7 protein-coding genes are annotated in these 13,415 nt (G+C 26.0%); 1 reads left to right on the forward strand and 6 read right to left on the reverse strand.

Annotation, left to right across the window (positions count from 1 at the left end; genetic code table 11):
- Positions 1–20 precede the first annotated feature (20 nt).
- The 3 genes from GOY08_RS00810 to GOY08_RS00820 are packed head-to-tail and all read right to left on the reverse strand — an operon-like array spanning position 21 to position 7,122.
- Positions 21–2,465, reverse strand: a complete 2,445-nt coding sequence (locus tag GOY08_RS00810; protein ID WP_158996666.1) for a TcdA/TcdB pore-forming domain-containing protein — start codon at positions 2,463–2,465, stop codon at positions 21–23.
- A 14-nt stretch (positions 2,466–2,479) separates the two neighbouring features.
- Positions 2,480–5,404 carry a TcdA/TcdB pore-forming domain-containing protein gene (locus GOY08_RS00815; protein ID WP_158996667.1) on the reverse strand — a complete coding sequence of 975 codons (2,925 nt, stop codon included), beginning with the start codon at positions 5,402–5,404 and terminating at the stop codon, positions 2,480–2,482.
- An 11-nt stretch (positions 5,405–5,415) separates the two neighbouring features.
- Positions 5,416–7,122, reverse strand: coding sequence for a deaminase domain-containing protein (locus GOY08_RS00820; RefSeq protein WP_158996668.1), 1,707 nt, complete (start codon positions 7,120–7,122; stop codon positions 5,416–5,418).
- 513 nt (positions 7,123–7,635) lie between these two features.
- Here GOY08_RS00820 and GOY08_RS00825 point away from each other — a divergent pair.
- Entirely contained in the window at positions 7,636–9,681 is a 2,046-nt protein-coding gene (locus GOY08_RS00825; RefSeq protein WP_158996669.1) for a sensor histidine kinase, read from the forward strand.
- Between the two features lie 61 nt (positions 9,682–9,742).
- Here GOY08_RS00825 and GOY08_RS00830 read toward each other — a convergent pair whose 3' ends face one another.
- The 3 genes from GOY08_RS00830 to GOY08_RS00840 are packed head-to-tail and all read right to left on the reverse strand — an operon-like array spanning position 9,743 to position 13,392.
- Positions 9,743–11,101, reverse strand: a complete 1,359-nt coding sequence (locus GOY08_RS00830) for a TldD/PmbA family protein (protein WP_158996670.1) — start codon at positions 11,099–11,101, stop codon at positions 9,743–9,745.
- A gap of 14 nt (positions 11,102–11,115) precedes the next feature.
- Entirely contained in the window at positions 11,116–12,579 is a 1,464-nt protein-coding gene (locus GOY08_RS00835) for a TldD/PmbA family protein (protein WP_158996671.1), read from the reverse strand.
- Between the two features lie 30 nt (positions 12,580–12,609).
- On the reverse strand, positions 12,610–13,392 hold the full coding sequence (locus tag GOY08_RS00840) for a substrate-binding periplasmic protein (RefSeq protein WP_158996672.1): 783 nt from the start codon (positions 13,390–13,392) through the stop codon (positions 12,610–12,612).
- Positions 13,393–13,415 lie beyond the last annotated feature (23 nt).

Raw genomic sequence — 13,415 nt, forward strand, 5'->3', positions numbered from 1 at the left:
TAATAAAAAATAAGATTATATTATTCTTTAGCAAAAAATGTTCCTGATTGCGATAGGTACCAGCCTAATAATTTATTTTCAGCACTAAAAGTCAATACATTTTCATTAATTCGATATTTTTTATTTTTAGCAATTTCTTTTAAATCATCAAATTTAATTTTAGATTCATTAAAAGAGAAAATTTTTATAATACTATTATCGTTTATGCACAATACAACTTCAGAATCCGTAATAAAATATAACTTGTCTTTATCAAATTTGAAATTTAAAATATTTGCTTCAATCAATTCTAGTGTATTTGTACTTTCAGAAATGTAATATAAATCTCTTATCAATGGGTTATATAAAAATATACCACTCTTATTTTTTCCAATAATTATTAGATCATTTTTATTTATTCTATTTGGGTTTAATGGATTAATGAAAATACTATTTTTTGTATCAAACCAAGCTTTATTATTTCGAGTTAAATAATTTTCAATCTCAACAAAACTTACCTTTTGGTCATTTTTATGCAATATTTCATTCAGAAAATTTTCTGGATTAGAGATATTTTGTTTACTAAAATCGTAACTAGGAATTAAGTTTTTTCCTATATTTTCATCAAATACTTTATACACACCATTTTTTTGCTTTATAATAATTTCTTTTGGTTTACTACCTGGTACAAAATGCAGGAGTTTATTCCCAATAAAAATTGTATTTCCAAAGTAAGTAGTCTCACCTAGAATATCAGTTGCATCGATAAACCATTTGTCTTTACTATTCGCCTCAAATTGATATTCCGCATAATTAGAAATTTTTAAATAGTAGTCTCCGCCATTGCCTTTAAATTTGTATTGAATTTTATTCGCTAGATCGTATGGAATTTTGGGAACTACAAGTATATTTTTAGTAGAGCTTAATGTTACATCTATTTCTGTTGGAATAAAGCGAATATCAAAATCATTAACTACATGCTGATAGAATTTCCAATTAAAAAATTCATAAATAAATTTAAATTTATTTGAACGTTGAATGTTCCGAAGTTTTTCTAAGCTCGGAGAATTAGCGTGGTGGATACCAGGGACTGCGGCATAAGAATATTCAACATAGGCTTCAGGCATAGTAGGTAATAAAATTGGTTTTGAGTTGTTGTATGATAACTCTTTTGTTGATTCAAAATTAAATGCTGAAAGCAAAGAAAAAGTTTTTTCTTTATTATTTGAAATTGCAGGAGAATCTGTTAGCCTAGGAAGTGAATAAAATACTCCACCATACTCTTCCCAATTTTCTGTTTCATAAACATAATAGTCACCAAAATTAATTTTTATCTTACTAGAATCTGATAAATCTATCTTTTTTATTGGGGCATGTTGAACAGGATATTTTTTTTCTCCTGATATTACAGTTGGCCTAAGGTGAACTAAGTTGTTGTAAGAAAAATTAGCGTAAGAAAACTCAATGAATTTTTGATAAATATTATTTTTTCCAAATTCTTGATAACTGTTGTAAAAGTTAATTAATTTCTCACTATTAGTTTTTACACTTTCAATTGTATTGACACTGTGTGAATTAATTGGCTCATAATAAACGTCTATATCTTTTATATCATCTAACATGCTATCAATTGATGATGAAATTGTTTTTTCGTTATTGAAAAAAGAGTTTTTTATATTACTGAATTTTTTTGATTGGTCATAAAAAAATTGAGAAAAATTTGCATTTGTTCTTTTTTCTATTCTTTCAGAGTAAAAATCATTAAAATCAAAATTTATGAATTCTATATTAAGTAAATTCTTTTCTAAAAAACTCTCAAAATTTTTGCTAAATGTTTCTAATTCATCAGGAATAATTGTTAAATTTTTTCCTAATTGTATAATTAGATTTTTTTTATCGACAGCTTCAAAGTCAATCAGACTAAATCCAGCTAAAAAATGTGCGAATAAGTATTTGTTCAAATTAGAATTATTAGCATTTTTAAATTCATTAATAATTTGATTAATAATATAAATAGATCGAAAGTCCGAACTTTTTACTTTTTGTTTAAATTCATAGTTAGAGTAATATATAAAATATTTATTTAGATTTTTAATATTAGTTTGTATGGCACTTAGTAATTGGAGAAATGAATTTAAATCTTCATCAACATCAATATTGATATCCATTGTAATAAATTGTTCAGTACTGATCAAAGTTAATTTTCTCTCATCGTTTTCAATAAGAATAGGAAAAAGATCATTTTCAATTTTGTATTTATTAACTAATTTTGCATATGTTTTTAAAAAATCAGTAGCAATAGTTTTTGATAGCAATTTTAAATCATAATATTCTTTTGAAAATTGTTCATTTTTGAATTGCTTATTTTCATGAATATAATTTTTAATTATATTTTCTTTATTATCGTTTTTATCTGTTTTTTTACTGCAATAAACGTTAAAAAATGCCACAGATGTAAGGAGAAATGCTTTAATAGAGTTATTCATTTGTTATATCCTTTTTAGCCTATTTTATTTTTAAAAAAATCAGAAATTTTTTGTAAAAATGTTGGTTCATTTTTAAGATCTTTACTCATAAAAGAGTCATTATTTTTTAAATACCATCCGGTAAAAATATCATTATCATTAAAAATAAGAATTTCGTCGCTCAAATTTAAATTGTATTCAGCGGCTATATCCTTAATAATTTGAGGGTTATTCTCCGCTGCTTTGATAGAAATTAAATGTTTAATATTTTCTTTAACTGCAATTCCTATGTTTTCCTTTGTTTTATAATATAAATTATTATTTTCAAAATAAAATTCATTAATTTCATCATCAACAAGATCTAGCGGATTATTATGAATAAGAGCATTTTCTTCATAGGGCATTGAATATAATTCTTTTCTTACTGGATTATAGAAATAGTAATATTTAGTTGATTTCCCAACAATGACTAAATTTTGATTTAATCTGGTATACCTAGTGTACTTTCTTATTCCATTTTCCACAGGATTTGGTGCAATTATTTTATTATTATCAATTTCAAACCATGCTTTTTTATCTTTTACTTTATCGTAATTTTCAATTTCAATGTAACCAGAAGGTTGAATTTGATAATTGATATTTTCTTGAACAATTTGTTTAATATTGTCATTAGCATTAAAATCTATAGACATAATTTTAAATGCATTTACATTTTGATCGAATTTTCTATATACACCTTCGTGAGTTAAAACAATTAATTCTTTTGGAAACTTTTTTTCTAGAAATTTAATAGAAGTTTTTCCTATTTTTAATTCATTTTCTAAAATCCTAATATTTTTCTCTGTATCTTGGGCGTCTATAAACCATTTTTCCGTTTGACTTGAATTTATACTGTAATTCGAATCATTCGATATTTTTAAGTAATAATTACCATTGCCACTGACAAAATTATAATGAATTTTATTTTTCCAGTCTTGCGGGTAAATAGGAGAGAAAAATGAATAATCACTATCACCAAGAAGGAGTTGAACAGTCGTTGGTTGAAAATCAAATCTCATAGAACGAATAGCATATTCTAATGGATGTGGACGAAAGTAATTAAACATAAATTTGAAATTTTTTTCTTGAATTTCTCGCAATGCCTCTAGTTTATTGCTGTAACTGCCAATTATACCAGGAGTATAAGCAAAGCGATAAGATATATATGATTCGGGTACCATTGGTAGAATAATAGGAGCGTCTTCGATGAATTGCATTTCTTTTTGTGGAATAAAAGAATATGCGTTATTTAAAGAAATTACTTGTTGTTTGTCATCAATTGAAGCGGGATCTTCTCCAAATGGATGCAATACAGGACTGTTAAATAACCATCCACCATATTCTTTCCAGCGAATTGTTTCATATAAATAATGGGTTCCATAAGAGATTTTTACTTTATTTTTTTCTCTCAGATCTAATTCTTTAATTACAATATCATGATTTTTTGCGTTTTGTTTTAAATTTCCATGATCATCCTCGCTATAACTGTAGTCTTTATAGGCAAAATTATTAATTGCTTTAATTTCAGTATGAGTTCTAAATGATGTTTTAAAGTTTTTGTTAATTCCGACTGTTTGATAATCTATTTTATAGTGATTAAAACGTTCTGCAATTTCTTCTGCTTCTGAAACGGCTTGCGCCGAAGCAGAGGCAAATCCAGTGAAACCAATTGCCAGTCCTGTGAATGGGATGGTTAACACACCAACTGCTGCAGAAGCAGTTAAAGCTCCGGTTTTATAGAGAACTAAATTTGTTATTCCCATGAATAAACCAGCAGTATCGAATCCCAATTGTGTACCATATTGAATTCTTTCAGCTGTTGTATCAGATTTAATATATTCAGTAATGCTGAGACCAACGCTAACTACATTTAAAATTGAGCCTGCTGTAGATGAAATATTGCTAATTTTAGTCATTAATTTAGATGCATTTATTTTTTGTTTAGTAAGAGCTTTGATTAATTCTGCCATTTGAATAGTATCGCTGACAACTTGTTCGCCTAAACTTGCCAAATTTACATAAGTATGAGCTTTTAAATATTCACTCATATTCTTGTTAAATTCAAATTTATTATCAATACTACTTCTTTCAAATAAATCAAATAAAGTTTGAATGATTAAGGCGGCTGTTAATCCTTGTGTTCCATGCACATTTAATAAATGAATATCATAATTATTATCTATGCTTCGAAATTGTTTCAGACGTGTATAATTTTCGGCTAAGTAACTTTTAAATTTGGAAATATTTTTAATTTCTTCATTATCAGAAATTGAAATAGATTTTACTTCATAACTTTTTTTATTCATAAAGGAAATAGTTTTATTCGACTCATGAAAATCTTCTAGAAGAGGAAAAAATTCTGATGAAAGGTTATTTTTTCTTGCTATCTCATTCACAGTATTGGAAAACTTTTTTGCAATAAAAGTTGATTCATAAATTGCATAATATTTTTCAAAAGAAAAGTCATGTCTGTTAAAATTATCAAATGAAGGTTCATTACTAAAATTTATAAATTTGTTTTTATCCGTTAATATTTTAATATTTTCATATATTTCATGTTTTTTCTTAATAAAGTTTAAATGTTCTTCTTCAGATAAATTTTTAATTTCTGGGAGATATTTTCGATATATTTCTTCCAGTTTATTTAATAATAAATGAGAGTTATAAATATTTTCATCTTTTTTTATGAAATACCAATCAAAAGCTTCATCTATTTCATCGTATTCTTTACTAGAAATAATTTTCTTAAGTGATTTTTTTAAATTTTCTATACCACTATTAAATTCAGTACCAGTGCAAGAATTAAAATTATTACTTGTTATAATTTTTTTTTCTTCAAGTACTTCATTTTTTTTACAACTAGTAAGTAATAATATACTTGCCAGTATTGTAATATGTGTTTTTAAATTTTTTACAAACATATATTGTCCTTTTAATTATATAAGTCTTTCAAATTTTTTGGCAGTACTTGGTATATTTCTACTTTTAGATCTGGCCTTAGTCTGTTAAAGTAATGAAAAGCATTTGTGCATGATAAACATACAGGTAAAGATGAATAAATTGTTAATTTACCTTCAGTATTTATGCCTGATTTTTCTGTTTTGTTTAGTAAAGTTTCAAGTATCTTAATTTCTGCATCAGCATCTCTTTGATTAGTATTTAATTCTCTATTTGATGCATCAATTAATTTGTCCTTTTCAAGATTTGATTGCAGACTATTTATTTCATTTAAAAAAAAGTTATTTGAATCTTCAACTTTAAACGCAGGAAGTTTTGTATTTTCAGCTGAATAATTTGCAAAATATTGTTTTGTTTTTTCGTTATTGTTAAATTTAATATTTGTACCGCTTACTGTATAGTATTCTGTGGGTATTTCACCTACCAGAGATGTTGACTTTGTACTCAATTCAAGAATAGCATATGCAACAGTTTTTATATTTCCTTTATTTGATAAAGTTAAGTCGTTTAGATATTTCTTTCTTAAATCTTCTACTGAAGTTCTATCACTTTCATTAAAAGTAGTTTCAACTGGATTTTTTATTTTGACACGAATTTTATCTAATGCGGCTTTAAAAGTATCAAATTGTTTCTTTCCTAAAGTTGTATCAGCTATAATATTTTTTGGCTCTATGAAAGAGCTTGGCTTGTCAAACTTTATCTGAAAAATTGCACTTTTATTATTTTGTAAATCTTCTTTTTTTATGAGAAGTGAATTATATAGTTTGTATTGTTTTTTAGCTTCATTCAAATCAATAGAAACTACGTCAACTGGATGAATTTCTCCTTCTTTAATTTTATATTTTTTTACTCCAATATTTTGAATAAATCCATCAGCTTCAAGTTTATATGAACTAGTTTCCCTATTATGAAACCAAGAATTTACTTGATTGGCTTTATTAGGAACTAAAACATGCAAGTAATAAACTGATTCTACTCCTGCAAATTTAGTCAAAGCATCACTAACTGGAAATAAATTTACTCCATTTGTATTGCTTTTTACTGGAATAAATTCTTTTTGCTTACTTATAAAAGTGTATAATTCATCATTTTTTGTTACATTTTCAATTATAGCATAGTTTGTATTGTATTGCGATTTTTCTAAAATTAGTTCAGTACTTGAGCTTAAATATATTTTAGATTTGATATTATATTGTTTCGTATTTTTATAAAAATTTTGTAAATAATCATTTGTTTTATTTGGAAAATTTTTGTTATTATAAGAATATATATTAAGAATATATTGTTCATTCTTCTGAAGATTTTCTTTTGAAATTCTATTTATGATCTTTAAATCAGGATCTTCTTTCCGCATTTCATTTATATAAAATTCGTTAAATCCAGAATTTTTAACATTGTTAAATCCATCTTCAGATTGCACTGCGTAATATTTTTTAACTTCATTTCTTTTAATATTAATCAATTCTGCATAGGCTAAACTTATTATATTTTTATTTTTTGCATGGTTTTTAATTTTATCTAATGCAACTTTGTAACCTCTATAAGCTTCCGATTCTTTAGATAAAGGTATTTGTTTAATCGTAGGGATTTGTTCACCTGTGATGTGGCATTGAACTGATAATGCTTGAGTTTGAATTATAAAAACTAAAGGCATGAAATAAAAAGAGATATTTTTTATCACTTGTTTAATCCTTTTAATTATTAAAAAATAGAATAAATATATAAATTAATTTAATATAATTAATATATTAAATTAATTTAATAAGTAACAAAATATATTCGTATATTGAAATAAGTTATAATTACTTTTTTTTATAAATAAAATTATAAAATTTAATAAATTTAAATATATATAATTTTTTTTTGTAAGTATACAAATATTATTGAATTATTTGTTAATATTAAAAATTTTTTTGAACTTAAAATTATCTTGTAAATTTAATATGTTGAAAATTGATTTGATTATGAATTTTTTTTGACTGAATAAATATTAAATGTAATTGTTACTTTAAAGTAGGAAATTTTTTTCTGTTGAAAAGTCAAAATGGCTTTTAAGTATGAATATTATTGCATAATTTAATTTTAAATTTGATATAAATTAAAAATATAACAACTAAAAAATTGGATAAAAATTTAAAATTATTAAAGAAACTAATTTTTGTTAAGTTAAAGTGTTTGAGGTACAATTGACTGAATGTTACATTCCAAATGGTCTTTAAAAGTCTATTACTTCTATATTCTATTTTTATCTTTGGTATTGCCTTTTCTTTTTTCAATTGGAATCTTAGCATTTTTGGTTGCTAGCTCTAATAAAAGAATTGACTTAGCAAATACACAATTAAGACGAAGTATTGAATTAGAATTAGTTGACTCACTTTATAAGTATCAAAACACAATTCAATCAATTCTCCAGTCAGAAGAGTTAAAGTTTCTTTTAAATTCTACTATTGATAATGAGGAAAATAATAGAAAAAAACTAAATAGTCTAATTAAATCAAAAATATCAAATTTAGACTTTAAATGGAGTGAATGGAATATATATAACTCAAGAGGAAAATTAGTATATACAAATCTAAATAAAATTAATTTTATTGAAAATATTTTTAACGTATTGCCTAAAAATAGCGGTTATTTATTCTTAGATAATGAAAAGAAAAAAATAAATTTTATAACTCCCATTACTTATTACATTGAAAAAAGTTCAAGTAAAAATAATGGTTTTATTACTGTAAGTATTTCTATTGAAGACATAAAAAGTAAATTTCCAGAAATAATAAAAATTAATAAAATTGGCAATGAGATAGATATTAATAATTTAAACATTGAAACAAATTTATCTTTTCAAAAAAGAACTAGTAATATTTTAGTATATATATATTCAATTATTATTTTGGTATTTATTATTTTTTGTAGTTTATTTGGCTATAAAATTTTTACAAAAAATATTATAAATAAGGTTTTGTCACTAAAAGTTAGAGTTGGAAATGAAATTGATAAAACATATAAAACTGATGTAAAAAATGAATTAGAATCACTTTCGCTGATCTTTGATTATTACTTAAGATATTCGAAATTTTTACAAAATCAATTACTTCTTAATTCAAAACTATCTGCTGCAGGTAATTTAGCTCATTTTATTGCACATGATTTAAGAAAGCCATTTTCAAAATTGAGATATTTTGTAGGTGAAATTAAAAATTTTTCTAGCTTAATAAAATTAAGAAACTTTATTAATGAATTTGAAGTTTCGCTTCTTGATTCTATCGACTATGTAGATCATTTTTTAAATGAAATTATGGAAGCTTCAATTGAAAAAGTAGAAAATATCCAGCATGTTCCTATAGAGGATATTATTTTAGCTGCTTTATCGCAAATATCTTTTGGAAATAGAGCTGTTGATATTAGTTTTAATTATAAAATTGATTTTAATTTAGTTTTATTAGTGTCTAGGCAAAGAATTATCAGAGTTTTTATAAATTTGCTAAGCAATGCCTATGAAGCAATGAATTATGAAGGAAGTATATGGATTTATAGTAAAGAAAAAAAGATAAATGATAAGTTATTTCTTGAGATCTGTATTGGAAATAGTAATTCATTTATCCCTTCAAATATTATTGATAAAATTTTTGAACCTTTTTTTACCTTAAATAAAAGCAATGGGACGGGATTAGGTTTAGCAATTGTGCAAAAAATAATTACATTACACGGCGGAAGTATTAAGTGTTTTAATATTCCAAATAGGGGTGTAGAATTTATTTTTAATTTGCCAGCAGAAAAATTTCATTATAATAACAAAATTTTTCATTTGCCAAATAGTTTTAAGTTGGAAAGTAGTTTTCATCGAAATTTGCAATTTGATTCTGATTTTGCGAATAAAAAAAGTATTATTGTTTTAGATGATGATCCCCTTATAATTAGAAGTTGGAAAAGAGCTTTAAAAAATGTAAATACAATTTCCTTTCTTTATCCAGAAGAATTGTTGCAGCAATTTAATAAGCAGTCAAAATTAACCAATGAGATTGATTTTATTATTTCCGATTACTATTTTGGGAATAACTCAAATTTAAGCTTTAAAGATTTTGTTTCAGATTTGCGGAAAATGTATCAGGGAATTATATTTTTATCAACAGATAGTGAAGACATAGACAGTTTAATGCTGGATAAATATCGAATAATTAAGATTGAAAAAAAAGTATATAGTTATGATCAATTGAATTCAATTCGAAAAAAATTTAAATGAATAATTATTTTTAATCACAGATAATTCTTTGAAGCATATATTTGAAAGCAATTTAAATGAATTAACTATTTCCAGTCACTGATAATTCTTTAATCCATATGTTAGGTGATATACCTTTGTGCGTGACAGTTTCGTTATCATCAATATAAATAATATTACTCAATAGAGTTAAAAAATCACCAGCAACAGTTGCTGACTCTATACTTGTTTTTTTTCCATCTTTAATAAAAAAGCCATCAAATGGTAAAGAAAAAGAACCTTGTAAAGCATTGACACCAGCATGTAAAGCTTTGACGTTTTCAACATAAATTGCATTATTTTCTTGATTTAAAGAAAATTCTTGATCTATGTGTATTTTATGATTTTTACTGACATGTAAAAAATATGGGGAAATCGTAAGTTTTGATCCTAAATGACAGTGTCCTGTTGATTTAGTATTAAATTTTTGAGCTGTAAAACTGCTATGTAAGAATGTTATAAGTTTTCCTTCTTGGATGATATCTATATTTTTTGTTAAAGTACCTTCTTCATCAAAATGACAAGGATCTGGATTTTCCACATGGAGTGGGGAATCTGATAAATTTAAAATGCTAGAAGCAATTTGGGTGTTTAAATTTTCTATATTCAATAAACTTTTTTTATCTAAGATATTTTGTGCGTTAAGGAAATTGCCAAATGCATAAAGCAAGTCTAAAAATGCTTCGGGCGAAAATATTGTTTTGTATTTCCCTGACTTAATATTGATATAATCTAAATGATTTTCAGTTTTTTTAATAGCTTTGTCAGCACAGTCAATGACATTTAAATTTTTAAATCCTTTTGAAATTGAGATATGTCCTGCTTCTCTAGCAATTTTATTTGTTTCTTGCGCTAAAGGAAAAAAGTAGCAGTAAGCAATATTATTTTCGGATATTTTAAATGCACCTAAACTATTAAAATAAAATCGTTTGGAAAATGAATCACCAACTTTATTATAAGGAACACTTTTGAAAATAGGCGAGTGGTCTAAAATTTTACTTTCAGCAGCAATACATTTTTCTACTAAATCCTGCATCGTAATTTTATTTTCTTGATTATTACTTATTTGCATATTTTCAGTTGAATCTTGGCAATATTCACTAAAATTATAAATATTTTCTGTTGAAGCATATTCTGCACTTGAATGAGCTAAAATAAGAGCGTCGGTTAAACCTGCATAAGTTAAATTTGAAGTGCTTGTTACTCCTGCTTGCTGTTTATCGTTCCATACACGAACTAACAAATAGGATTTGCTTGCAGAATTTAGGCCAAATGGTTTTTTATTTTTTGCACTTGCTGAGCTTTCTTCCTTTGCAGATCCAAAAACATCATATTTTTTAATACCCAAAGATCTTGCAATGGAATCTATATCTGATTTTATTTGTTCGATATTTAATGACATAAATGAATCCTTTATTATCGCCCACCAACGGTTATAGCATCTACTTTTATATGTGGTTGTCCAACTGTGACATAAATACTGCCACTTACTGAACCGCAAAACCCTGCTGATATATCTAAATCATTTCCAGACATTGATATTTTATGCATGATATCTTCGGCTTGGCCAATTAAAGTAGCCCCTTTAATTGGTTTTGTAACTTTTCCATTTTCAATTAACCAAGCTTCTTCTACACCAAAATTAAAGTCACCAGTTCCGTTAACACTTCCGCCACCTAAGTTTTTACAATAGATTCCTTTTTCAATGCTCGAAATCATATCATTTGTACTATATTTTCCAGGTGCAATATAAGTATTTCGCATTCTGCTTGCAGGAGCAAAAGTATAATTTTGCCTTCTTCCACTTCCAGTTCTTGGATGGCCTGTTAATAAACTCCCCATTCTGTCACTTAAAAAATTTCTCAATACTCCATTTTCTATGAGTAGGGTTTTTTGCACTGGCATTCCTTCATCATCCATATCTAAGGAACCAAAACCATTTTCCCAAAACCCTTCATCCCAAGCAGTTAAATTTTCATGTGCTATTTTTTCTCCTTTTTTATCAGCAAAAGGAGTTGAATTTCTTTGGACTGCAGTTGTTTCTAGTAAATGTCCACATGCTTCATGGAAAATCACTCCACCAAACTTATTTGCTAAAACTACTGGATATGTTCCTGATTGAACATATTCTGCATGCAACATATTTCCTGCAATTTCAGCTAATGAATTTGTAAGTAATTCAGCATCGATATTTTTAAAAAAAGCAGGATTAGAAGCATCACCAATTCTTTTATGCGAAGAAGTTCTATGTGCTTTATCCACACAAACAGCTTGGACAGATAAGCTTTGATTTAAACGAATATCTCTTGCAAAAATTCCGTCACTTGCAGCAACCAGTACTTCTTGCCAATCTCTAAAACCATTTGTTGTTACGCTGTTTAGATATTTAGTTATATTTTTTTGTCTATTATTTATTTGCAATAAAACATCACAAATTTCTTTAACTGAGCTTCCTTGATTGAGCCAATTATTTTTGTTTCTTAATAAGCCATAGTCTCTAAGTGGCTCTAAATTTACTTCACTTATAATTCTATTTTGCATTATTTTCAGTGAATGAATATCTAATGCTTTTTCTAGAATTCTTTTTAATCCATTAAAACTGACATCATTTGTGGAAACATAACAATCTTCTTTTCCCTTGAAAACTCTAACACCAGCGCCTAGAGACAAGCTTGGATTTATTGCAGTTACTTTACCATTTTCAACTAATCCACTTAAGTGATTCCCTCTTTGTAAAAAAAATTCAATAAAATCAGCTCCACTTGCTAATCCAATGCCTAGTAAAATAGAAAGCGGGTAACGCCATGAGTCATCAAATGATGATTGCGAACTGAGCATAGAATTATAAGATAAATTTTCTAGTGTAAGGTTGTTCGGCATTTTTTCCTCGAAAATGTTATTTAGATAAAACTAAGGTAAATAAAGATCTTTTCGATATTTATCGAGTATTTGATCATACTTTCCAGAAGATTTTAACAATTTTCCTGAGTTTGTTAAGTTTTTAATAGTTTCTAAGGAAGCGTTTTTTGTTACTGCTAAGAAAAAGGTTACTCGCATTGGTGTGTATCCTTTTTTCAGTTTTCTCAGATCTTGTCCAAGAGTTCTAGTAGATTTAATCAATGGTGCTTCTGAAGAATATAAAGCATCAACTTCACCATTGAATAGCATGGTTATGCATTGATTCAAAGTTGGGACGGGAAAAAGATTTTGGAATCCTTGATTAATTAAATATTTATTTAGTACTGAATCTAACCAGACACATACTTTTTTTAAATTTTTTACTTCATCAACAGTTTCTGATTTCTTTTTATTCTCTTTTAAAGTAAAAAAAGAAGTTTCAATACTAATAATATTAAAAACATTATGATATTTTTTATTGTTACTATCATTTAATACAGCGATTGTGGCATAAACTTCTTTACTATCTACTGTAGTAGAATTCATTTTTTTATAGATACTGGGATAAGCTTCCACTTGAGTTTTTATATTTAACGTTCCTATTTTAAAAACTTCTTGTGCAACTTCAAAATAGAACTCCCCAGGGGATGGAGGAGTTAAAAGTGTTATTTTTTCTTTTGCATAAATTTTGCAAGGTAAGAAAACTAACAATACAACTATATAAAATAAAAATATAGCTTTGTTACTATTTTGAACTTGGTTTGTTAAATCGAGCCTTTTAAAAAGATAAAGCACTTTTTCCTCGATAGTCTTCAAAA

Source organism: Pigmentibacter ruber (assembly GCF_009792895.1).
In the GTDB taxonomy this organism is placed as follows: Bacteria; Bdellovibrionota_B; Oligoflexia; order Silvanigrellales; family Silvanigrellaceae; genus Silvanigrella; species Silvanigrella rubra.